The organism is Microcoleus sp. T3_B1, from assembly GCF_036700445.1.
Classification (GTDB): domain Bacteria; phylum Cyanobacteriota; class Cyanobacteriia; order Cyanobacteriales; family Microcoleaceae; genus Microcoleus.
On sequence record NZ_JAUBOX010000001.1, the window covers coordinates 147391 to 172598 of the forward strand.

Annotated in this window: 16 protein-coding genes; 11 read left to right on the plus strand and 5 right to left on the minus strand. The window is 46.5% G+C overall.

Annotated elements, in window-relative coordinates; translation table 11 throughout:
• Nucleotides 1-85: 85 nt before the first annotated feature.
• From QT990_RS00640 to QT990_RS00655, 4 genes are all read right to left on the minus strand, one after another.
• A complete protein-coding gene (locus QT990_RS00640; protein WP_333305801.1) occupies nucleotides 86-856 on the minus strand; it encodes a Uma2 family endonuclease in 771 nt (256 codons plus the stop codon).
• 177 nt (nucleotides 857-1033) lie between these two features.
• Complete coding sequence (vapC, locus tag QT990_RS00645; protein WP_333056661.1) at nucleotides 1034-1444, minus strand: type II toxin-antitoxin system tRNA(fMet)-specific endonuclease VapC; 411 nt, start codon at nucleotides 1442-1444, stop codon at nucleotides 1034-1036.
• Nucleotides 1441-1695: a hypothetical protein gene (locus QT990_RS00650; protein WP_333305803.1), complete on the minus strand. Its 255-nt coding sequence runs from the start codon at nucleotides 1693-1695 to the stop codon at nucleotides 1441-1443. The genes vapC and QT990_RS00650 overlap by 4 nt, the downstream gene beginning before the upstream one ends.
• A gap of 428 nt (nucleotides 1696-2123) precedes the next feature.
• A complete protein-coding gene (locus QT990_RS00655) occupies nucleotides 2124-2264 on the minus strand; it encodes a hypothetical protein (protein ID WP_333305805.1) in 141 nt (46 codons plus the stop codon).
• A 55-nt stretch (nucleotides 2265-2319) separates the two neighbouring features.
• On the opposite strand from QT990_RS00655, the gene dnaK reads away from it, so the two are divergent.
• The 6 genes from dnaK to QT990_RS00685 all read left to right on the plus strand — a co-directional run bounded on the left by dnaK (nucleotide 2320) and on the right by QT990_RS00685 (nucleotide 10231).
• Nucleotides 2320-4440 carry a molecular chaperone DnaK gene (dnaK, locus tag QT990_RS00660; protein ID WP_333464787.1) on the plus strand — a complete coding sequence of 707 codons (2121 nt, stop codon included), beginning with the start codon at nucleotides 2320-2322 and terminating at the stop codon, nucleotides 4438-4440.
• A gap of 131 nt (nucleotides 4441-4571) precedes the next feature.
• Entirely contained in the window at nucleotides 4572-5732 is a 1161-nt protein-coding gene (locus QT990_RS00665; protein ID WP_333464788.1) for a J domain-containing protein, read from the plus strand.
• Nucleotides 5733-5835: 103 nt separating this feature from the next.
• Nucleotides 5836-6774, plus strand: coding sequence for an Rpn family recombination-promoting nuclease/putative transposase (locus QT990_RS00670; protein WP_333464789.1), 939 nt, complete (start codon nucleotides 5836-5838; stop codon nucleotides 6772-6774).
• 140 nt (nucleotides 6775-6914) lie between these two features.
• Complete coding sequence (locus tag QT990_RS00675; protein ID WP_333464790.1) at nucleotides 6915-9350, plus strand: dynamin-like GTPase family protein; 2436 nt, start codon at nucleotides 6915-6917, stop codon at nucleotides 9348-9350.
• Nucleotides 9351-9533: 183 nt separating this feature from the next.
• Nucleotides 9534-9989 carry a KGK domain-containing protein gene (locus QT990_RS00680; RefSeq protein ID WP_333464791.1) on the plus strand — a complete coding sequence of 152 codons (456 nt, stop codon included), beginning with the start codon at nucleotides 9534-9536 and terminating at the stop codon, nucleotides 9987-9989.
• Entirely contained in the window at nucleotides 9986-10231 is a 246-nt protein-coding gene (locus QT990_RS00685; protein WP_333103949.1) for an HNH endonuclease, read from the plus strand. The genes QT990_RS00680 and QT990_RS00685 overlap by 4 nt, the downstream gene beginning before the upstream one ends.
• 190 nt (nucleotides 10232-10421) lie before the next feature.
• On the opposite strand, the gene QT990_RS00690 is transcribed toward QT990_RS00685, so the two are convergent.
• Nucleotides 10422-14234 carry a glycoside hydrolase family 2 TIM barrel-domain containing protein gene (locus QT990_RS00690; protein ID WP_333464792.1) on the minus strand — a complete coding sequence of 1271 codons (3813 nt, stop codon included), beginning with the start codon at nucleotides 14232-14234 and terminating at the stop codon, nucleotides 10422-10424.
• Between the two features lie 229 nt (nucleotides 14235-14463).
• Here QT990_RS00690 and QT990_RS00695 point away from each other — a divergent pair, with 229 nt between their 5' ends.
• The 5 genes from QT990_RS00695 to QT990_RS00710 all read left to right on the plus strand — a co-directional run bounded on the left by QT990_RS00695 (nucleotide 14464) and on the right by QT990_RS00710 (nucleotide 25010).
• Nucleotides 14464-19557, plus strand: coding sequence for a PAS domain S-box protein (locus tag QT990_RS00695; protein WP_333464793.1), 5094 nt, complete (start codon nucleotides 14464-14466; stop codon nucleotides 19555-19557).
• Between the two features lie 34 nt (nucleotides 19558-19591).
• Nucleotides 19592-19831, plus strand: coding sequence for a hypothetical protein (locus QT990_RS00700; protein WP_333464794.1), 240 nt, complete (start codon nucleotides 19592-19594; stop codon nucleotides 19829-19831).
• A gap of 309 nt (nucleotides 19832-20140) precedes the next feature.
• The gene (locus QT990_RS35745; RefSeq protein WP_445252001.1) at nucleotides 20141-20326 is read left to right on the plus strand and encodes a DUF6888 family protein; all 186 of its coding nucleotides are present in this window, start codon (nucleotides 20141-20143) and stop codon (nucleotides 20324-20326) included.
• Nucleotides 20313-20798: a DUF6887 family protein gene (locus tag QT990_RS00705; protein ID WP_333305815.1), complete on the plus strand. Its 486-nt coding sequence runs from the start codon at nucleotides 20313-20315 to the stop codon at nucleotides 20796-20798. The genes QT990_RS35745 and QT990_RS00705 overlap by 14 nt, the downstream gene beginning before the upstream one ends.
• 75 nt (nucleotides 20799-20873) lie before the next feature.
• Nucleotides 20874-25010, plus strand: coding sequence for an ATP-binding protein (locus QT990_RS00710; protein WP_333305817.1), 4137 nt, complete (start codon nucleotides 20874-20876; stop codon nucleotides 25008-25010).
• Nucleotides 25011-25208: the final 198 nt, after the last annotated feature.

Consider the following 25208-nt stretch of genomic DNA (forward strand, 5'->3'; position numbering starts at 1 on the left):
TAGTTGTACATAAAAAAGTTTGTAGTAAGGACTTTAGTCCTTAAAAAATCACATGGAAGGACTAAAGTCATCACTACAAACCTGCTTACAATTGCGGTTCAATTCCAGCCGATCGCAATTGAGCGCGCAATTGCTCTAATTGGTCTTCGGCGCGATCTGCTCTTTGCCGTTCTTGTTCTGCTCTTTCAGAGCCAGATAACAACAGATTCCCTTGACTATCCCACCAGCGCAACCAAGGTAACTCAACATTTTGATACCTTCCTTGCCAAATTCCCAATTCCACCCCTAACGGTGCAATGGGATAATGACCGCGATCGTTTGCAGCAACTAATTGATACCTATCTTCGATCATGTGATAGACTTCAACGCTAGCCTTAGTTACTTCATAAATTCCGTAAAAGGCCGGATGGATGACATTTTCATAAATCCAGAATTTCCCCGGCTTAGTTTCCTGTTGACCCGATCGCAACAAAGGCGTTCTGTCCCGTTCTTCTGCACCATTGCCCGATACAAACTCTAACACAATTAACGGTGCTACAAATTCTTGCCACATCACATAAGAACGGCGCAATTGACCGTCAATAGTTGGCGGAACATTGGGCACATAAAACCAGTCTGGCGCTTCTGCACCCTTTTCTAACGGGTCAGTTAATCGCCAATAAATGCCGCAGTCTTGACCGATGCAATAGTTACCATCTAGATGAATGCTTTGGAAGACGGGAGTAATTGAATCGGTTAACAGAATGCTTTGGGGATGTTCTTGAAAGTTTTTCACAAAAGTGCCGTCGGATTCTGGTAATTGAGTGTGATCCGGCCAGCCTGCGGGATTGTTTTCTACATCTAGGGTGAATTTCATAGTTTTATTTTTTTGATTGCAGGCATTGTTGGAGCGAGATTGTGATTGTAGGCGAACTCGATACATCTAATACCAAATTCATAAAATAGCGCTACATATCTACCCCCCCCAACCCCCCCTTATTAAGGGGGGGAGTAAAACTTTCTATGTAGCATAACTTTATGAAATTGGTATAACTCAGACCTCTATCTCCCAATCTTCCAGACGCAAACCCTCAACACGGCTGAACTCGCGGGTATTGTGAGTTACAAGAATTAGGTTGTTGGCGAGAGCAATAGAGGCAATCAAAAGGTCATTAGGGCCGATAGGTGTCCCAGATGCAGCTAATTGAGTGCGAATTTGACCGTAAATTAGGGCAGACTGGTCATCAAAAGGCAAACTTACAAACTCATTGAAAAAACGTTCTAGTCGAGCTAGATTGCTATCTTGACGAGAACTTTTAAAAGCACCCCAGTAAAGTTCTGCTTTAACTACAGAGCATATTGCTACATCACCTGACCGAATCATTGCTAGTCGGCGAGATACCGATGAGTTGCGGTCTGGATTTAACAAACGGATGCAAGTATTGGTGTCTAACAGATAAATCACAGCAATTCTTCCCGCATTTCATATTCCAACTGATCGGGACGGACAAGCGGTTCTCCCTCCCAACTTCCGATTACCGTTTCAAAAAAACCGGGAGACCAGCCTAAATCTTCCGGTTTTTTAGCCTCAGTTGCTGGTGTTATGCGCTGGAAAACTACAATAACTTCTAAATCTGTATCTTTTATCCCAACCGGGACTTGCAAATGCAACATCCCGTCTGATCCGACGTGCGATCGTACTTTAATGCTTTGCATAACTCTTGCCTCCTTAAGTTTGTAGTGAAAATTAATCTTGTCAGGACTTACGCATCTATGCCCAAGAAACCGGGTTTTTTACCGAATCTGTGGGTGAGTGCGAAAGATTTTCGTAAAAAAACCCGGTTTCTGACCACCCGTGCGTAATTCCTACTTGTAATAACCTCAATCTTCATCCCACTTATCTTTAACTGCTTTGCCTTTTAGATTGAGAAACTCAACTGACTACAATACTTCTAATCCGGTCACTCAGGCTACCTCTATGTTAATGATAGGATAACTTTTGCTATCCATTCTAACTGATATCTTGCACCATTCTCAATTAGGCTTTTATGAACAGGCAAGATGCCTGTTCCACAAGAACATTGAATTTTTGTGGAACAGGCATCTTGCCTGTTCTTGAGAATGGTGCAAGATATGAGTTCTAATCAATTTACTCCTCGGTTGCTGCGCCAAACCGTATCGAAAAAAGGTCGATCGTACCCAGCCAACCCCAGCAACCTGAACCGCAGGTGAGGCAATCCCCCTGCAGCCCCCGCTTCTCGACGCGGTACAATAAATGCAATCATACTTAACGCTTATATTGAAAAAGTTACACACAACGCCACAGGAGACAACTGACGCATGGGTAAAGTAGTTGGCATTGACCTCGGAACAACAAACTCAGTAGTAGCCGTCATGGAAGGCGGCAAACCGGTTGTGATTGCCAATGCAGAAGGGATGCGGACAACTCCCTCGGTAGTCGCTTTCACAAAGGAAGGAGAACGCCTTGTGGGACAGATGGCCAGACGCCAGACTGTTCTCAATCCGCAAAACACCTTTTACGCCGTCAAGCGGTACATCGGACGCAAATATACCGAACTGACTCCAGAATCAAAGCGCGTCCCTTACACAACTCGCCGCGACGAAAACGGGAACATCAAAATCAAGTGTCCCCGCCTGAAAAAAGATTTTGCCCCAGAGGAAATTTCGGCGATGGTTTTGCGGAAACTGGCCGATGAAGCCAGCCGCTATCTGGGACAAGAGGTGACGGGGGCTGTAATTACTGTTCCCGCTTATTTCAACGACTCGCAGCGACAGGCGACGCGGGATGCTGGACGAATTGCCGGACTTGATGTCAAACGGATTTTAAATGAGCCGACGGCGGCTTCTTTAGCTTACGGTTTGGAGAGGCGAGAAAGTCAAACTATTTTAGTGTTTGATTTGGGCGGCGGTACTTTTGATGTGTCGATTTTAGACGTGGGAGACGGAGTATTTGAAGTCAAAGCAACTAGCGGCGACACTCAATTGGGCGGCAATGATTTTGACTCCAAAATTGTGGATTGGTTGGCAGAACAATTCTTAGAAAAAGAAGGAATTGATTTGCGACGCAACCGCCAAGCTTTGCAGCGCCTGATCGAAGCGGCCGAAAAAGCCAAGATTGAACTGTCGGGAGTCGGTGTCACCGAGATTAATTTGCCGTTTATCGATGCGAACGAAGACGGGCCTTTGCATCTGGAAACGCGACTAACTCGCGGTCAATTTGAGGGGCTGTGCACAGATTTGGTGCAGCGGTTGCGGCGGCCAGTCAAACAAGCTTTGGCTGATGCAAGTTTGAGTCCTTCTCGCATTGATGAAGTTGTGCTAGTCGGGGGTTCGACTCGCATTCCTTTAGTTCAGGACATTGTTCGCAGTTTGATCGATCGAGAGCCGAATCAAAATGTCAATCCCGATGAAGTTGTGGCGGTGGGTGCGGCAATTCAAGCGGGTATTTTGGGGGGGGATGTCCGCGATGTGCTGCTGTTGGATGTGACGCCGCTGTCGCTGGGTTTGGAAACTATCGGCGGGGTGATGAAAAAACTGATTCCTCGGAATACTACTATTCCAGTCAGGCGATCGGACATTTTTTCCACTGCTGAAAACAACCAAACTGTGGTAGAAATTCACGTCATCCAAGGGGAACGGGAATTAGGCAGAGATAATAAGTCTTTGGGACGGTTTAAACTAACTGGAATTCCGCCGGCACCGCGAGGGATTCCGCAGGTGCAAGTAGCTTTTGATATTGATGCTAACGGGATGCTGTTGGTGACAGCTTTGGACAAAACTACCGGCAGGGAACAAAGCATTACTGTGCAAGGTGCTTCGACGCTGAGTCAGCAGGAAGTGAATCAAATGATTCGCGATGCGGAACAGTTTGCTCAAGCTGATAAGTTGCAGCGGGAAAGGGTAGAAAAACGCAATCGCGCTGAAGCTTTAGCTTATCAAGCTGAGCGGCAGTTGCGAGAAGTTGCGCTCGATCGCGGAATGCAGTTTGCTCAAAGAAGCCGCCAGCGAATTGAAACTTTAATTCGGGAATTGCGAGACAGTTTGGAACGCAATGATGAGCGGGGAGTTGACCAAGTTGGTTCGGATTTGCAAGATGCTCTTTACGATTTGAGCCGGGAAGTTTCAGCTTTTGCTGATGATGACGATGATGATGATTTCTTTGAGTCTGTGAAGCGGACTTTTACGGGCGACGGTACCAAGCGGCGCAGCGATGACAACAGCTATTATCAAAATGCTAAACCGTACAGGCGATCGACTGTCGATCCAATTCCCGATCGTCCCTACGATCGCACCGGCGATCGCATGGGCGATCGCACCGGCGATCGAATGGGCGATCGTATGGGCGATCGAATGGGCGATCGTAGAAGCAGTGCTAATCGCCCCACTCGCCCTTATCAAAATCAAAGCGACGATTGGGATGATGACGACGATTGGCTCTAATTAGTGGTTAGTCATTAGTCCCTAGTCATTAGTCCCTAGTTTGAAGCAGGGAAGCAGCATGACTAATGACTAATGACTAATAATTAATGACTAATGACTAATGACTAATAACTAATGACTAATGACTAAATATGCAGAATTTTCGCAATTACTATCTAATTTTGGGAGTGCCCAAAGATGCCACGGCAGATGAGATAAAAAAAGCCTATCGACGGCTAGCCAGACAGTTGCACCCTGACGTAAATCCAGGGGATCAATCTGCTGAAGATAAGTTTAAGGATATTAATGAAGCTTATGATATTCTTTCCGATATCGAGAAGCGCGCTCAATACGATCAGTTTAGTAAATTCTGGAAACAAAAGGGATTTCAAGGAAAGCAAGGGGTGCGACTTCCCAATTTCAAAACTTGGGGAAACACTAAAAATACTCGCAAAAAACCGACCGAAGATGTCGATTTTAGTGATTACTCGGATTTTAATAAATTTCTCGATCAAGTGCTCGGAAGGCGCCGAGAAGTGAGGATGGCGACAGCGAATGATACACAGGGAGTAGCCTCCTCGGAACCGTGGAGTACGGCTTCTAAGAAAACGAGTTATGTGGCTAATTCTCGCCCACCTAGAAGGGATTTTGACGATCGCGAAATGCGACGAGAAACAGACGATCGCGAAATGCGACGGGAAGCAGTCGATCGCGAAATGCGACGGGATGTGGACGATCGCGAAATGCGACGGGAAACAGTCGATCGCGAAATGCGACGGGAAACAGTCGATCGCGAACCCAGAAGAGACATTGAGGCCAGACTAACTCTGCCTTTGGAAAGGGCTTATTCGGGCGGTACCGAGCGAATTCGTCTGGAAGATGGGCGAGCGATCGAGGTGACTCTGCCTCCTGCTATGGTATCAGGCCAGCGGATTCGCTTGCGAAATCAAGGTATTGCTGGCGGAGATTTATATTTGAAAATCACAGTTTCTCCCCATCCATTTTTTCGATTGGAAATGTCGGATATTTGCTGCGAATTGCCACTGACTCCCAGCGAAGCGGTGTTGGGGGGAGATATTGAAGTACCGACGCTAGACGGCTTGGTAAAGATGAAATTGCCGCCGGGAGTAACGTCTGGAAAGCGGTTGCGGCTGGCTAACAAAGGCTATCCGACAGGAAATGGCGATCGGGGCGATCAATTGGTAGAAATTCAGGTGTTAATCCCCAAGGAAATTAGCGAGGAGGAACGGGAATTGTACGAAAAATTGCGGCAGATAGAATTTTTTAAACCGCGTCAAAATTTGTCGGTTTAATTCTGTAGCGTGCAATGCACACCAGAAGTTTGGTTGCTATAATCTAGTAGGGTGCGCCTCCCGCACCTGAAGACTTAACTATTACAAATTTACCCTTACCAATATGTTCACATTCATCAATCCTAAAACTGATTTTGCTTTCAAAAAAATATTCGGTTCTGAAAATAGCAAAGACATTCTCAAGAGTTTTTTGAATGCCTTGCTGTATGACAGTCAGCCCACCATCGAAAGTTTGCAAATCCTCGATCCTCATTCACTACCGCTAATTCGAGGTCTTAAGGATACTTACGTCGATATTAGAGCTCAGTTAAATGACGGCACAAATGTAATTATCGAGATGCAGGTTTTGAACGTAGAGGCTTTTGAAAAGCGGATTTTGTACAATGCAGCCAAAGCTTATTCAACGCAATTAGAAACAGCAGAACAATATGTAATGTTGAATCCAGTGATTGCCTTGACCATCACTGATTTTGAGATGTTTGAGGATTTTAGGAAAGTAATTTCGCGGTTTGTCCTGAAAGAAAGAGAGTTCTTGAGCGATTATCCTATTTTCGATTTTGAATTGGTTTTTGTTGAGTTACCCAAGTTCCAAAAAAGTTTGAACGAGTTAGAAACATTAACCGATAAGTGGATTTATTTTCTCAAAACTGCTAGGGACTTAAACGCAGTACCTGCAACAATGGAAGAGGTGCCAGAGATTAGTCAAGCATTTGCAATAGCGACTAAAGCTAATTTGAGCTATGACGAATTAAGCGAGTTGCAAAAACAGGAAATTTACATCCAAGACCGTCGGGGAGCAATCACTAAAGCCGTCAGCCTAGCAACAGAAAAAGGCAGACAAGAAGGAATTAAGGAAGGACAAATAGCACTGATTGTTCGTCTGTTGGAACGCCGTGTAGGTGCTGTCACTCCCGAAGTTCAAAGTCTAATTGGGGAATTGTCGATCGACCAATTGGAAAACTTAGGAGAAGCCTTGTTAAATTTTAACGACATATCAGATTTAACAGCTTGGCTGCAAACACAAGATTTACCCGCAGAATAGCCGTTAGCGGAGCCCTCGAAGAGGATCGCACTTTCAGCAATCCCGGATCGCATAAGTAAAATTACTGTTGTGATTATTCCTGAACTAGCAGAGAATTAAGGCTAAGGTAATTTTCCCACAATCAGGAGCAGTCTGCCGCGATGACTCAAATGCCCCCTCAATGCAACAATCTGCAAGAGCAAGTTGACTCTTTACTGCAACTGCTGCGTCAGGAATCCTCTTTGCGACAACAAGATATCACGGCGGTACAAGCTTCTCTGAAAAAGGCAATTTCTCCTGAGTTTGAAATTGTGTTTGCTGGCGCTTTCAGTGCGGGAAAATCTATGTTAATTAATGCTTTGCTGGAGCGGGAATTGCTCTACAGTGCAGAAGGGCACGCGACAGGTACTGAATGTTATATCGCCTTTGCTGAGCCGGAAAAAGAGCGCGTGGTTCTCACTTTTTTGAGCGAGTTTGAGATTAGCCAGCAAGCTTCTGTGCTTTGCCATCAGTTAGGTTTAACTACTGAACTTAATATTAATCAAACAGATGTAGTGTCGCTGTTGTCTCAGGGATGTAACATAATTATTGAAACGGAAGGCGGCGAAAATAAATCCGAACTCGCCAAAAAAGCTAAGGCTTTGATGCTGCTGTTAGAAGGTTTTGAGGCAAATCGCGATCGCATCCAAACTCTCGAAAATGCTACCTACTCGATGGAACAGTTTAACTTTTCCAATCTCAAGGAAGCTGCTAGTTATGCCCGTCGCGGTAGTAACAGTGCTGTACTCAAGCGAGTTGAATATTACTGTTATCACCCGCTGCTGCAAGATGGCAATATTATTATCGATACGCCGGGAATTGATGCGCCGGTGCAGCGGGATGCAGAATTGACTTATGATAAGATTGAAAGCCCGGATACTTCGGCGGTTGTGTGCGTTTTGAAAGCGGCTTCGTCTGGGGAAATGACGACGGAAGAGACGGAGTTGATGGAAAAGACACGGGGAAATCCGGGAATTCGCGATCGACTGTTTTACATTTTTAACCGCATTGACGAAACTTGGTACAACACGCAACTGCGACAGCGCTTAGAAAATCTGATTAATTCCGACTTTCGCGATACTGCCAGAGTTTACAAAACTAGCGGATTGTTGGGATTTTACGGGAGTTTGATTCGAGGGACAACAGGGCGCGATCGCTTTGGTTTAAATACAATCTTTGCCAGCAGTCAAGGGCGAGTTTCGGGAGATGATAAATTAGATTCAGAATTTTTTAGTAATAGTGAAGAAACTCCGCAATTTGTTAGTGAATTTAATCGCTACTGTGCGAATTCCGGCAAACTGTCTCCGAGCAAATTTCGCATTTCAGTGAACAGCTACGAAACACCCAATGAAAACTACGTGCGGATTCTTGCAGAACAAGGACAACCATTAATTGCTCAATTAATTCAAGATAGCGGCATCGAAGATTTTCGCACATCCATCACCCGTTACCTCACAGAAGAAAAACGCCCGCAACTGTTCAAAAATTTAGCTGACGATTTAGAAGATTTGTGCATTCAACTGCGGAAACATTACCAAACAATTCAGCGGAATTTGGACAGCCAGCCCCGCGAAATTGAAGCAATGAAAGCACAGGAACTTTTGCGACTAAATCAAGAGTTGCAGCAAGTCGGACAGGATTTTCGGGAACATATCGCCGAAGAAGTCAATGAAATGATTATGAACAGATGCGATATTTTCGATATAGACTTTCGGCAACTGCAATCTCGGATGATCCGGCGCTTGGATGAATTGTTAGACGGATTTTCTGTTGAGGCGGCTTACGGACGCACTTTGCGGAATCATCCCCGCAATGCCACAGCACCTTTAATTGCTGTTTTAGTTGAAGCACTTTATTATTTAGCGAATCAGTTGGAAGATATTTTAGTAGAGGCTACTAAGTCACTGGTTGATAATTATTTCCAGTATTTGAAAGATAGCGTTCGCAAGTCGGAATACTATCGATTACTCTATCGGTTGTTGGGGAACGACGGGGGAATTGAACAGCAGTTAGAGGAGTTGTCAAAGCGGGTTTCTGATGCTTTGGTAAATGCGGCGGGCGTTGAGTGCGATCGCTACGTGCGAGAAAGTCCCCGTTTTTACGACGAAGGCACATTTTCGATTTATCAATTCCGGGAAACTTTGCAGCAAACTTCTCAAGGTTTCGACTGCGAAAACATGGTAGATGCCCAACCGGCAATTCGGCAATTATTGCGGCTAGATTTTGAGCCAAAAGTATCTAGAACTATTCGGCAAACTTTCCGCCAAACTGTCAACCAAACCCTGAAAGAGCATTTGTTGCCGCTGGCCCAAAAGCAAGCTGATGATATTTTGCAGAAATACAGTCAAGCCCGCGATTATTTGGAGCAAACTTTGGCACAGGAAGCGGAGGAAAAGATTGCTGGGAATCTGCGGCGGCAAGCTGAAAACGAGCAAAAGATTCAAGAGTACGATCGGGCGGTTTCTGGGATTAATAGTTGTTTGCAGGCGATGAAGTTGCACGAGCATTTGTTGCCTGTAATTGGACAAAATGATAGCGTTTCGGTGGATGGTGAATGATTGCAATTTTGGCGATCGGAATTACGGCGATTGGAAATCGCGGCTACACAGACAAAACCCGCCTTCGCGGGTTGAAAACATTCTCAGTCCGCGCAGGCGGACATTGTTTGTGTAGACGCGAATTCTATTCGCCCGGTTATTCACAGAAATGGGACTATACTCTATAATCATTAATAGAGTATTTTGAAAAAATCAACAATCAATATGCAAGAACATATTTTTCTCAAAAATTACGGAAATGATGATGTTTTTTCCTTTGAATCTAAGATATTTAAAGTAGGTAGGCTGAGGGAAGTAATGAGCTCAGCGGTTAGTAATCAGCTAGAATCTGCACTTCAGGAGTTATGTAAGACTCCAGGATTACAAATAAATACCCATAAATATAATCCGCAGAGTAGAACTAGCTGGCAACAACAATGGTTTCGTGACGGGATAGACTGTGAAGCCTTAAAAATAGGGGGTAAAGGTTGGCAAAAAGGTAAAGTTAGAATCAGAGTCACTATAGAATTTTGCCCCGACGAACCAGAAGTTGAAGAAACACCAGAAAGCAATCAATTAGAAATCAGCCCGCCAGAATCACCACTTGACGATTTACGCCGCCAACTCCTCAATCAAGAAAATCAACCGAACAATTCATGAGCAAAACCCCTAGAATCCCCATTCCTCCAGAAGTCAGAAAATATGTATTTACTCGCAATAAATACCAGTGCCAAAGCTGCGGTCAAACCAAACTAGAAACCCAACTGACGATCGATCATATCATCCCCCTAGCGCGCGGCGGCAGCAACGACATCAGCAACTTGCAAACCCTCTGCAGCGCCTGCAACCAAAAGAAAACCGACAAACTAGACCCGCGCTTCCGCCGTCACTTTGACCTTTGATTTTTAACAGTATTAGGACTTACGCACCGGACTCCAGAAACCGGGTTTTTTTACGAAAATACTTCGTTGCAAACCACAGATTTAGTAAAAAACCCGGTTTCTTCGATGATCGAAATGCGTCCCGGACTAAATTATTCATCTCTCTCTTCTCTTCCTCTGCGTCCTCTGTGCCCTCTGCGGTTAAAAAATCCTACCATCTATAATACCGATAAGGATCATCCCCCTTCTCAAAATCCGTTCTGTAATCCCAGTGATAAAACTCCCGACTCGAACCGCTAAACACAGATCCATCCGCCTTAAAACTAGCCCCTAAATTAGCCAAAATCTGAGCATTTGCCCTGGTTTGCCGCCAGCGAGTAAAACGCAAATAAGTCTTAGTATCAGCATTCAAACTATCCGGTTCAATCTGAGAAAAAATCGCCACACCCTTGCCAACTTTGACCCGACTTAACAAACCGTCAGCACCGATTTCTCCCCCAGACTTAATCAACCAAGTATCATAAAAAGAGCGCGATCGCAAATCTGAGGCACTAACCCCCTTCACCTCATCCCAACTCGGAACCGCCAGCGAACCCCCAAAATCCTGCGCTTGCTGCAAACCCACGCCCAAACCCGCAGCAGGCACTTGACGCGGCAAGAAAAACGCCTTCCCACCAGCATTCAAATAACCGCGCAAATCTGCATCTTTCAGATTCGATTCTCTCCCCACAATCACCAAACCAACATCATTAGAAAGCGAACTAGCGCGCTGATAAATTACCCCCAAACTGTCCAACTTTTGGGCATCTTCATCTCCCCCAATTAAAACCACTTGTTCCGGCTTTCCAAGTACCGGAGAATTTATCCCGTAACTCACAATTTTTTGCACTAACAGCGCCGCCCCAGCATCTACAGAATAATGGTCTTCCAAATCCAACTCGTTTAAAATCAGTCGCCCTTTTCCGTAATCCAATTCCATCAGCGGCGAATAAGCTAAATCAAACTCAGATTCCAAAATGGGGCGCCAACCGCTGCGGTGCGGCTTCTCAATAGAAGCGCTACTGACACCGCCGCGATTTCCCCAACGCCAGCCGTACCAATGTTTATTTGCCTGAGTCAAATTAGGGCCAGTTTGGATCGTATTTGGATAAGCTTCAAGCAGCGTGCTTTCCCCCACCCAATCCCGCAAATCTTCACTGTCTAAACCGCTAATTGCGGGATGGTTGCTGTCAACTGGAAAAGCGCGGCGGCTGACGTGGGCAGCAACCCGGAAACCCGTATTTTCCAGCCAGTCCCGGCGCTGAGGAAACACAATGGCTTTGCCGCCGTTTCGGACAAAACTTTCTACACTTCCCGGCAAATTTTCCCCGCTAGAAAATGCTTCCCTACCGATAATTAATAGCGAGGAGACTTGCGAACCATTCCACGGTACAAGCTGATAACCTAATTGTTTTAACATTGCCGATGTTTTGCCCGCTGGATCGAAAATTGTCACCGAATCTTTGATGTTGGATTGTTTGGGAAAAACGCGGAAAGCAAATGTATCAGAATGCGATCGCTCGCCCACTCGCGCAGTCAAGCGAATTTCGCCGTCAGCCTTGCTAGAAATGGTATTTGGCAATTTTACGTCTATTGGGAAAAACAGCGTTCCTGCCGCCTCAATCCTGCCTTTTCTATCGCCTTTTTTTACTTCTTTACCCCCCACCAAAACCCGCCAATTAAACGAAAATTCTTGCGCCGTCCGCGTATCGTTAATTAACACTACTTGCTTGGCCAGTTTTCCGCCCACAAATAAATTGTGATCTTTCGCAGTAAAAACCGGGCTAGCACCAGCAATCCAAGCCAAAGTCGAGCTATTATTATTCATAATTGCCTCGCCCCCAGGATGAACCGTATAAGCTTCTGGCTGGTAATAATTCAAAAGATTATTCGATACTTGCTTCAAATAAACTCCCCGGCGGCCCGGTTGAAATGCCCCAATATCCACCTTTTTTCTGCCAGCTTCGGAAACTTCCCAACCATGTCCGTCATTCCAAGGAATCATCCCCCCAGACATTCCAAAAGTCCGCCAACTCCGCCAAGTATTTGTACTGAATAACTGCTGCAACTTTTGAAAAGCTGGTGCAAAATCTAACTCGTTTTTAAAATGCCAGCTTTGATATTCCTGACCCTTGACAAATTGCTGGCGAATTGTAGTTTTATAAGCGGCAGTTTCCAACTCGTAAGCCTGCTTGCCAAAATAAATTGCCGCAAACTCAGTCATCCAAGGTTCGCTGAGAATTGCCTGACCAAAACCTTTGCGGCCCCGCATCATCGTTGCGTGCAGAGGAGTGCCAAACTCGACTGCCATGTAGGGCTTTTCCCCGGTTTTGCTCCACTCAGAAATCCACTCTTCCCGTTCTTGCAAGGGAATCATATTTAAATAAGAATTCAGCGCATAAACATCGCCGAACTGTGCGCCTTGGTGTACCATTACAGGTCTGGTGGGGTCAGCGGATTTAATCGTCGCTATAGCGTCATTTCCTAGGGGAGTGTTGACCCGCAAACGCTCATTGTCCGGCGGACTGAGAGTTCCTTCTACTTTAGTTTGGCCGATGCGACGGGGATTTTGGTCGTCACCGTTGCCGAAAAAATTAGGACTTGTCGCCCACATTAATACTGATGGATGATTGCGGTAGCGGCGCATTTCAGTCACCATTCGGTCTTTCCAGCGATTTTTCCACAGGGGGTTCTTCCACTTGCCGTTCCAAGCGATAGGACGAATGTCTAAGGCGGGAGCCATAATTGGAAAACCTTTGAGGTCTGCTCTTTCCGAAAATAACTCTCGGAAGTGCCACTTACCCCGTTCGTCGTGATTCCAAGGCCACATTTCTGTTATGTTAAAACCTGCTTTTACGTAGCCATCAATTAGCCTGTCAGCAACTTCAACTGTCCCGGTTTGCCAAGACTCGGAGTGCAAGTTTGGTCGCAGCCGCAATTCGGTTCCGTTTAAGAAAAATTTGCGCCCTTCTATCCAAAATTCGCGGAAGCCAAAAGGTTGGTCGTATTGCGTGTCAATGCCGCTGCCTTTTACTTCTAATTTCAGGGTGTAAAGGTTTGGTTGCCCGACATCCCAAAGACGGGGATTTGACCAATTCCACTGAACTTGTACGGTTTGAATGGGTTTAGCTTGAACCTTGGCAGTGCCTGTAAATTTTTGTTCTACTTTGCCTTTTTCGTCGAGCATTTGCGCGATTATTTCTACTTGACCGCTTTGGGCAACGTCTTTGAGTTCTACATCTAATTTAACTTGCTTCTTTCGGGTGGAAGTTTGGACGAATACGTCCCTAATTAACGGGCCTGGGGGAAGGATCAGAAGCCTTACCTCGCCGATGATTCCCCGCGATTCCAATTTGGATTTTTCTGTGTATATTTCTGTGGGGCCCATGATGACGGCTTTTTCCTTTTCATCAGATACTGCGACCACTAAAATAGATAGGGTGTTTTGACCGGGTTTTGCTGCTTTGGTAATTTCAATAGTGCCGTAGGGCCAGGGTATTTGACCGCAGTTAATGCCGTTGACAAAGATGACTGCATCGGTGCTGACTCTGGCTAAGTCGAGAAAAATTCGGCGGTTTGTCCAGTCGCCGGGAATGTCTATATTTCTCTGATACCAAGCTTTTGATAGTTGTTTACTGTTGAAGTTTTCCCAATCTTTGCCGCTGCCGCGAGTGATGATTCCGGGTACGGATTGGTGGTTTTCTTTTTGCCAGTCTCCCGGCACCCAGATGGAACCCCAATTTGGAGAGACGGGGGGGTTTTGGGGGTTGCCAACTGCGGGGACAAATTGCCAAGTTCCGTTAAGATAGATTTGGGATCGTTTGTTGTCGATCGCCCCGGCGGCCGCGGTGGTAAGATTGGGGAAGCCGATCGATATCGCTGAGCTGCTGGCGAAGTCGGGATTTTGAAGCGCGTAACCGACGAATCCAAAGAGGGTGGCGGCTGCGAAAAATAATCCGATAATTTTGGCCAGCTTGTGATTCACTCGCTTATTTCTCCCAGAAATTAGATAATCTAATTTGTCCCTGGCTCTATGATAGCAGTTGATTCAGCAGAAATCCCCCTCCCAATCTGCCTCTGGGAAGATGGCACAGAGCAGACAAATGTGGTTTTGTATAGAAAAAATAAATACTTAGTTTTAACTAAGTTTTAACAAGGTTGTTTCATCGACATAAGCAATAGTGCGATCGCGCCATCGCTACAGGTCAACAAAAATGAGCCAGTTTGAGGTCTTGCCCTTACCCATTAAATCTTACAGTATTGCTACATTTAGTGCCGGCACGGCTTTACTGCTGACAACTCTGTTACTGTTTTCCTTCCAGGCAGGTTCTGCAATCTTACTTTTGGCTGCTGCAATGATTATCGCTTGGTATGCTGGCTTAAAGTCCGCCGAACAAGAATTAGAAATAGAACGTAATATTATTTACCAAGTAATTGACACGACAGCTTGCTTGATTGTAGTTCTCGACAGCCAAGGACGGATTGTCCGCTTTAACCAAGCTTGCGAAAAAACTACAGGCTACTCGACAGCAGAAGTAATTAATAAATATGTTTGGGATTTGTTCTTAATTCCCGAAGAAATAGATCCAGTTAAAACAATTTTTACCCAGCTAAAAGTCGAACATTTTAACAGCGAATATCAAAACTATTGGCGCACTAAAAACGGCTCTAAGCGCTTAATTTCTTGGTCGAATACTGTGACGACCAATAGCGATGGTTTGGTAGAATATGTGATAGGAACAGGCATTGATATTACCGATCGCCAAGAAGCAGAAATAGCCCTGGCTTTATCCTACACCAAACTAGAAAGCCGCGTCAAACAGCGGACAGCAGAACTGACAGTAGCTAAAGAAGCGCTGCAAGCTCAAGAAGAACGATTTCGCTGTTTAAGTTCCTGTTCGCCGGTTGGCATTTTTATGGCAGATTTTGAGGGGCGCTACACCTATGCAAACCCACGCTGTCAGGCTATTTGCGGCTTGAGTTTGACAGAACTTTTAGGAGACGGTTGGGAGAAGTGCATTCACCCGGAAGACTGCGATCGCGTATTGAGCCGATGGCTGGATTATACTCGGCAAGGTGGGGAATATGCGATCGAGTATCGCCTGCAAACACCAGAAGGGATTGTGCGCTGGATTAACGTTTGTTCATCGCCGATGTTTTCCGACTCCGGCGAACTCATCGGATATGTGGGCACGGTGAGAGATGTCACGGAAAGACAACAAGCGCAAGCAGCTTTGGCAAACAGCGAACAGCAACTGAGAACGCTGCTAGAAAATACGCCAGATATCATTATCCGCACTGACAAAAATCTGCGTTATATTTATGTCAATCAAGCAGTTGAAAGAAGCCAAGGAAAACCAATTTCATTCTTCCTCGGTAAAACCAGTCAAGAAATAGGAATACCGCCGGAACAGTGCCAGATGTGGGATGAAACCCTGCACAAAGTGTTAGAAACAGGTCAAGAAGAAATTATCGAATTTCAGGCTTTATCAATCAACGGCATCCGAAGTTATCAATCCCGCGTAGTTCCAGAATTTGACAAAAATGGCGTACCAGAATCAGCCTTAATTGTCGCCCGCGATATCACAGAAATAAAACTTGCCGAAACTCAAAGATTGCAGTTAACAATCGAGCAAACAGCAAGGGAAAAAGCGGAAAGAGAACAGCAGCGCTCGGCATTTTTAGCTGAAGTCAGCAAAATGCTGGCTGATGCGTTTGACGGGGAAACGGTGCTGCAAAAGGTAGCAGAATTAGCAGTAAATTCGATCGCCGACGGGTGCTGCATTCATTTGACCGAAACGGGGTCAAAAGTGCGTCTAGTCGCTGTGGCTCACGCAGAACCCTCTATGGTTGAGACTATTAATAACTTCAGCATCCGAAGTTCGATCGCCGACAATGCTGTTAACGGCTATCCCGTGGTAATCCGCAGCGGAAAATCCGAATTAATTGCCGAAGTGGATGAGGAAATTTTAGCAGCACTCGCCGAAAATGCAGCAGAAAAGGAAAAATTGCGCTCGCTCAATATCGGATCTCACGCTTGCGTACCGCTGAGAGCTCGCGGGCGGGTAATGGGTTCCATCACTTGCTTTACCTCAAAGTTGGGCCGCCGGTACAGTGCAGAAGACTTGGCAATACTAGAAGATTTAGCATACCGCGTGGCGATCGCCCTCGACAACGCCAGACTTTACACTGAAGCGCAACAAGCACTATCTCAAACATCGCAATCCTTCGCCTTAATTGACTCGCTATTAGAAGCATCTCCCCTAGCGATTTGCTTTATGGATCGCGAAATGCGCTTCATCCGTATCAATCAAGTATTAGCAGAACTCAACGGTTTGCCGATAGAACAGCATCTCGGCCAAGACTTCCGCCAATTGTTGCCAGAACATGCAGCCAAATTTGCGCCGATAATTCAGCAAGTTTTAGAAACGGGCCAGCCTGTTTTAAACTTAGAAATGAGCGGCGAACCTGATGGGAAACCGGGATATTTCGGTTACTGGCTAGCCAACTACTACCCAGTGAAAAATGAAAGGGGAGAAATAATCGGAGCCGGCCTAATTATCACAGATATTACCGCAGCAAAACAAACAGAATTAGCTTTGCGGGAAAGCGAAATGCGCTTCCGCAGTGTGGTAGAATCTAACATGATCGGCATCGGTTTCTGGGAGGCCAACGGCGAAGTTACTGACGCTAACGACGCCTTGCTGGAAATGATCGGATATACGAGGGAAGACTTAGTTTCGGGAAATATCCGCTGGCTCGAACTCACCGCGCCGGAATATCTAGAACTCGATCGCGTCGCCCTCGCGCAAGTCGAAGCATCAGGAAGTTGCGCGCCTTTTGAAAAAGAATATCTCCGCAAAGACGGCACGCGCTTCCCCGTTTTAGTCGGCGGCGGAAACTTCCAAGGATGCCAAGACAAAGGAGCATTCTTCGTACTCGATATCACCGATCGCAAACAAGCCCAAAACCAACTTCGAGAAAACGAAATACGCATTCGCCGCCAACTAGCAGAACTCGACTTAGTTTACAACACCACACCAGTCGGGCTGTGCTTTGTCGATACCAATTTGCGCTACATCCGCCTCAACGAATGCCTCGCTGCGATCAACGGCCGATCGATCGCAGATCACATCGGGCGCACCGCTAGAGAAGTAATTCCCGAAATGGCCGATATGGTAGAGCGGATTTACCGCCAAGTGCTGGCGACGCAAACCCCCGTGCTCGACTTGGAAGTTAAGGCTGAAACCAAGCAACAGCCGGGAGTTTTGCGGGATTGGCAAATCAGCTTTTACCCAGTGATCGATGAATCTGGAACACTGCTGGGAGTCAGCACCGTGGTAGCCGAAATCACCGATCGCAACCAAGCAAAACGAGTAATACAGCAAAGCGAAGCCATATTCCGGCGGCTGTTGGAGTCAAATATTTTCGGAGTCGCGATCGGCGATTTTAGCGGCCGCATCGCCTACGCCAACCAATCCCTGCTCAACATGGTCGGCTACACCCGCTCAGACTGGCTCTCCGGTCAAATGCGGTGGGACAGAATGACCCCCCCCGAATACCTGCACCTCGACGCCTTAGCAGCCCAAGAACTGCGGGATAAGGGAGTCGCAACTCCTTTCAAGAAAGAGTACATCCGCAAAGATGGCAGCCGCGTGCCGATTCTGATGGGCGGAACCACTCTGTGCCCGGACGATCGCGAACCAGAGACGATCGTCGCATTCTACATCGACTTGACCGAGATATCGCGGGTGGAAGCAGAACTCAAACACAATCAAGAACGGCTGCAAATCGCTCAGCAAGCAGGCAAAATCGGAACTTTTGAATGGAACGTCCAAACCAACGAGATCGCGTCTACACCGGAATTAGAGGCTTTGTACGGGCTGCCGGCCGACGGTATCGACAGCTATGAAAGTTGGGCCCAAATGGTGCATCCAGACGATCGCGCTGTTACCGAACAGCAGGTGCAAGCTGCGGGGGCTTCCGGGGAGGAATTAAACATAGAGTTCCGCATCTGCCGCCCGGACAAAAGCGTGGGCTGGATTGCTTGCAGGGCTAAGATGTTTCCGGACGATCGGGGTTTGCCTTTGCGGATGATCGGGGTGAACGTCGATATCAGCGATCGCAAAGAAGCAGAAGCAGCGCGATCGCACATCCATCAAACTTTAGAAGCCTTGATTGAGGCTTGTCCCCTAGCAATTACCGTTTTGGACTGCGACGACGGGACTGTGAAAATGTGGAACCCAGCCGCCGAGAGGATTTTTGGCTGGCATGAATCAGAAGCGGTAGGTCAATTTGTGCCCTGCGTTCCCGCAGACAAGCGGGAGGAATTCACGGCTAATTTGAAAAAAATTCGCAAAGGAAAGGCGATCGCCGACATGGAAACCCAGCGCCAAAAGAAAGACGGCAGCTCGATCGACATCAGTTTGTGGGCAACTCCAGTCCGCGACAGCAACGGCAATATCAACTGTATGTCGATCATCGCCGACATCAGCGATCGCAAGCAAGTCGAAGCCCAACGCGCTCAGTTGCTCGATCGCGAACAGACTGCGCGGGCGGAAGCAGAAGCTATCAGCCGCCGGAAAGACGAGTTTCTAGACTCTCTTTCCCACGAATTGCGAACGCCTTTAAATGTGATTCTGGGGTGGGCACAGATCCTGCGCGCCCACCCTTACAACCAAGATAAATTAGCTTGCGGTTTGGAAGCCATCGAGCGTCAGTCGAAGGTGCAGATCCAGCTAGTGGAAGATTTACTCGACGTTTCCCGGATTATTCAAGGCAAGCTGGCCCTGAAACCCGGCTGGTTCTACATGGTAAGGACGATCGAGGCGGCTCATAATTCAGTTCGTTTGGCAGCCGAAACCAAGTCTGTCACCATTTCGTTAGAACTTGACCCCGCAGTCGGCTTGATGTGGGGCGACGCCCAGAGGTTGCAGCAGGTAGTGTGGAATTTGCTGATTAACGCCGTCAAGTTTACGCCTTCGGGGGGAACTGTGCAACTGCGCTTATCTGCGGTAGCTGTTAGCGATTCCTCATCACCCAATTACGTGCAAATTACTGTCAGCGATACCGGAAAGGGCATTTCTGCTGATTTTCTGCCCTACGTGTTCGATCGCTTCCGACAAGCAGACGCCTCGAAAACGAAGGCTGAGAGCGGTTTGGGACTGGGATTGGCGATCGTCCAGCACTTGGTGCAACTCCACGGGGGCACTGTGACTGCGGAAAGTCCCGGTAAAGACCAGGGTGCGACATTTACGGTGACACTGCCATTCAAACAGCCTCGGAGTAAGAAGGGGCACTTGAGATGAGTCGCCGCCGGATATTTTAGTTAGTGATATCGCTATGGCCGTTGAGGACGGCTACTCGCCGATCCGCAAAGTGCGATCGTCCGCATCCGACAAAATCAAGCGCTTGCCGGCCGTGGCGCTGACAGCTTATGCTAGCGAAGAAGATCGCGATCGGGCGATCGCCGCTGGTTACAACTCACATCTTGCACCATTCTCAAGAACAGGCAAGATGCCCGTTCCACAAAGAGTAGATTTTCTTGTGGAACAGGCATCTTGCCTGTTCCTAAACAAGTAATTGAGAATGGTGCAAGATGTCAGTTACAACTCACATCTTGCACCATTGTCAAGAACGGGCAAGATGCCCGTTCCACAAAGAATGAGTTTTCTTGTGGAACAGGCATCTTGCCTGTTCCTAGACAAGTAATTGAGAATGGTGCAAGATGTGAGTTACAACGAACACTTAACACAGCCGATCGAACCCGCTCTCTTCGCCACCGTTTTAGCCAAGTTAACAAATTTGCATTAGGGCGATCCGCGAGATACTGCAAACTCTGACTGCTGTATACTAAACAACAAAGAGTGTGAGAGTGAAGGAGCAAAGATTATTCCTACAGCAGCGCAGTTACTCAAATGCTTTGTAGTTTGCTACGAGTTAACAAATATGTATCAGCCTATCTACATAGTGCGGCTCGATGAACGCACAAATAACGTCTACATTTTGGCTGGTGAAACTATCGAAATAGAGATTTATCCTAACGGGCAATGGAGATCCTCTGATGAACCGACCTAATTTTCAAACTATGAGCAGAAAGGAATTGCGAGCTTACGTACTTGCTCACCGAGAAGATAATGAGGCTTTCTATGCTTTTGTCGATCGGCTGCATGAATCTGTAGCCGTAACAGAGGCAGCAGTTGTTAAATGGTTGCACTTCCAGCACCCGAATCAAACTATTAATAAACTTCCCGAAAGCTACTCTAGCTGGGCTTTGACAGATTCAGAGGGAAATCAAACAGAAGTTAAAATTCAAAATATGGGCAGTTCTCTGCCAACCAATAAGCCATTTATAGAGCTTTTAATTAACGACATGATTGCCGAGAGACACAAAGAAATTAGAAAAGTTATCACAGTTTTTGTAAGTAAAAATGAATCAAATGCCAAACAGCTAGAAACAGAACTGACAGAAGCAAATTTTGACAGCAGGGCCCAATCTTCGCTGATAGTTGGCTATATTGAACCCGGAGGAACATTTCAGAGCCTGTAGGGCGCGCCAATTGCCGGGGGTAAAGGCAGACTATAGCAGTTAAAATACGATCGCCAGCACAATTGGTTCACACCCATGCCCATGTATCCCTTCAACCGCCTAACCGCCAAATTTTTCAGCAAGCTGCCACTGCGAACGGTTCTGATTGTGCCGTTTGTTTTGCAAACGGTAAGTGTAGTTGGGCTAGTGGGCTATCTTTCTTTCAAAAGTGGTCAGGAATCAGTCGAGGATGTAGCGCATCAGTTAATCGAACAAGTAGGAGAACGTACCCGCGATCGCCTCACCGATAATAATGGGCCCTCGGCAATCAATACCTTTCTGGCTAGGCTGCAATTCTCGGCTTCAGGACAAACTTTTATTATGGATCGATCGGGCAATCTGATTGCCACATCCACACTAGAAAAACCCTTGGTGACGCCAACAAAAAAGCAACCGACGCCATTGCTAGCCACTAACAGCAAGGATGCCCCAACGCGAGATATTGCTCGACAACTCGCCAACCGATTTGGCAACTTCCGCACGCTGCAAACAACGCAGCGATTTACCTTGGCGAACAAGGGCGATAGGCAGTTTGTCCGCGTCACTCCCTATCGAGATTTCCGTGGCTTTGATTGGTTGATTGTGGTGGTGGTGCCAGAGTCTGATTTCATGGCTCGCATTCAAGCAAATACGCGCAATACATTCTGGTTATTGACGGGTACACTGCCGCTGGCGATCGCGATCGGATTTTTGACTTCCCGTTGGGTAACAAAGCCAATTATGCGTTTGAATACCGCTGCCAAAAATGTTGCCACAGGAAAATGGGATCAACCTTTAGAAATTAGACGCTTCGATGAAGTGGGAGAACTCGCCAATTCCTTCAATTTTATGGCAGCGCAACTGCAACAGGCTTTTGCAGACCAAAAATCTTTAAATGAAGCTTTAGCGCAAAGAGAGAGCCAACTCAAGCAATTTCTCGAAGCCATACCTGCGGGAGTATCTATCCACGAGGCCTCCGGTAAAGTCGTGTACTTCAACGAAACTGCCAAGCATTGGCTGGGCGTAGAAACTATTCCCGATTCGACTTTAGAAGAAGCAGTAGAAGTTTATCAAATCTACCGCCAAAACCAGCTTTATCCCACTGAAGAACTGCCCGCATTCCGAGCACTGCGCGGGGAAACGGTATTCCTTGAAGATGTAGAACTTTATCGAGATGGGAAATTTATTCCTTTTGAGGTGCGCGCCACACCAATTTTCGACGAAGGCAGAAACATTATTTATGCCATCACTGCTTTTTCTAACATCGTACAGCGCAAACAAGCTGAAAAAATCTTAACTGACTACAATCGCACTTTAGAAGCCGAAGTGGTCGAACGTACCTGCGCCTTAGCTCGTGCCAACGAACTATTACAATCTGAAATTGCCGAGCGCAAATTGCTCGAACAAAAACTTTCCACTTCTACTGAGCAAGTTGTGAAAATATTTGAGTCAATTACAGATATTGTATTGATTTTTGATATTCAAGAAGAAACTATCCAAATTATACCCACCAAGGGAATTTTTCAATACAACTATCAGACGAATCAGATCGACTCCATCATCGAACAATTTTTTCATGAGCCAAGGGAGGAGATTTATTTTGCTCAAGTTCGACAGGCATTGGAAACCCAACAAACTATTAGTTTTGATTACAGTCTGCCGATTAATAACCAAGAAGTTTGGTTTGCTGCTAAAATTTCGCCACTGTCGGATATCTCTGCGGTTTGGGTAGCGCGCGACATTAGCGATCGCCAGTTGGCGGAATCCCGATTGCTGGAAGCCCAAAAAATTGCCCGTATTGGCAGTTGGGAATACGATATCGCCACAGCCACAACCACTTGGAGTGAAGAAGTCTATCGCATTTATGAGCTCGATCCGACTCAAAAACCGCTGCCAAACGAACAATTAATCGAGCGCTTTCATCCAGAAGATCGATCGCGCTATCTGACAATGGTGCGCGATCGAGCTATGTCGGGGCAAAGCTTTGAAATTGATCTGCGGCTAATCCGAAGAGATGGCTCGATCGGTTACATTGAAGTTCGAGGGAAACCGGTTTATGATGAAAAAGGGCAGTTGCTCCGTTTGTTGGGCACTGTTTTGGATATTAGCGATCGCAAACAAGCCGAGTCAGCTTTGCGAGAAAGCGCCCAGGGAGAACAAGCCATCGCCCGATCGATCGATCGCATCCGTCAATCCTTAGATATTGACACAATATTCAAAACCACAACATTTGAACTGCGACAAACCCTAAAATGCGATCGAGTCGGTATCTATCGCTTTAATCCTGATTGGAGTGGGGAATTTGTTGCCGAGTCAATGGCTGCGGGCTGGATATCTCTGATGCAACAACCCGACGATTTTAATGTGCCAAACAATCTCGTCGAAGACTCTCGCTGTACCGTGAAAACTATGCAAGCCTCCGGTGAACCAGTGCTGGATACCTATCTACAAAGAAATCAAGGTGGTATGTATGCTAGAGGCGTTCCTTACCGCATAATTGAAGACATATACACCGCTGGGTTGAGTCCTTGTTACCTAGAACTGTTAGAGCAATTTCAAGCTAGAGCCTACGTTATTTTTCCCATATTTTGCGGCAGTAAACTTTGGGGTTTGCTCGCCAGCTATCAAAATTCTGCACCCCGCAGTTGGCGCGAAGCAGAAATCAATATTGGGCTGCAAATTAGCACTCAACTAGGAGTCGCCTTACAACAAGCTCAATTGCTCGAAGCCACTCAACAGCAAGCAGTACAGCTTCAACAAGCTGCCTGGGCTGCAGAAGCCGCCAACCTTGCCAAAAGCACTTTCCTGGCAAATATGAGCCACGAACTTCGCACCCCGCTAAACGCAATTCTGGGATTCTCCCAATTGATGCAGCGCTCTACCAACCTCACTCGCGAACAACAGGAAAATATCCGTATCATCAACCGCAGCGGAGAACACTTGCTAGCTCTGATCAATCAAATATTAGATTTAGCCAAAATAGAGGCGGGACGCATTACAATCAACCCAACAAAATTTCAATTAAGCAGCCTGTTGAACGATCTAGCAGAGATGTTTCAGCTCCAGGCAAAGGAGCGACAATTGCAGTTAATATTTGACTGCTCTAGCGAAACTCCTGAGTACGTGCAAACAGATCAAATGAAGTTGCGCCAAGTTTTAATTAATCTGCTTTCTAACGCCATTAAGTTTACTAAACAAGGAGTAATTTGGTTAAGAGTAAGTGCATTTATAGACCGTGGAAATCAGGATTTACCAATCAGTAATTACCAATTACATTTTGAAATAGAAGACACGGGTGCCGGCATAGCTGCTGATGAGTTAGATAAGCTTTTTCAAGCCTTTGTGCAAACCAAAACAGGAACAAAATCTCAGCAAGGAACAGGCTTGGGGCTGGCTATCAGCCAACAGTTTGTCAAGCTGATGGGCGGCGTGATTACTGTACGCAGTGAAGTTGGACGCGGCACCACCTTCGCGTTTGATATCCCCGTCAGCGCCGTTGATGCCCCGGCGACTCAACCCGTACAGCCACCGCGTCGGGTGATAGCCCTCGAACGCAATCAGCCACGCTATCGTATTTTGATTGTGGACGATCGAGCCGACAACCGCCAACTGCTGATCAAACTCCTCGCTGGCTTTAACTTTGAACTCGAAGAAGCCACCAATGGCATGGAAGCTATTGAAATGTGGTCGAGTTTTGAGCCACACTTAATTTTTATGGATATGTGGATGCCCGTGATGGATGGACATGAAGCTACCAAACGCATTAAAGCCACCCTTAAAGGTCAAGCTACGGCAATTATTGCCGTGAGTGCCGGTAACGCCGAGGAAGCGCAAACCGTTACTGTCTCAGATGATTGCGATGACTTTATTCACAAACCCTTTCGAGATACAGAAATTTTTGCCACCCTCCACAAACATCTGGGAGTGCGTTACATTTACGATGAACCGGAGAGTGTTCCCGAGTCAACTCAAATCGAGCCTCCGACTCCAGAGACTCTGGCAGCTTTACCCGCAGATTGGCTGGCAGCTTTAGAGAAAGCCACAATTGAGTGCGATTTAGAGTTAATTCTGATCCAAATTGAGCAAATTCGCGATCGCAATGACGCTTTAGCTAGCGCCCTAGCCGCATTGGCTAACGAGTTTCAGTTCAATCAAATACTAGCTTTCATCCATCCCGAAACGAAAGAGAAATGATATTACAGCAGATAGCAGGTTTATGAAGTACACCCCAGATATATCTTATATATCTATCCCCCCGTAGGGACACCGCACCGTGCCCATTGGTGTCCATTTAAGGTAAAACCAATAGTCCCACAGGGATTGAAACTCCTGCCTCAAAGCGAAAGTCTTCGCTATGAGGACTTAGAAGAAGAATTTTTAAACTCATTAGTC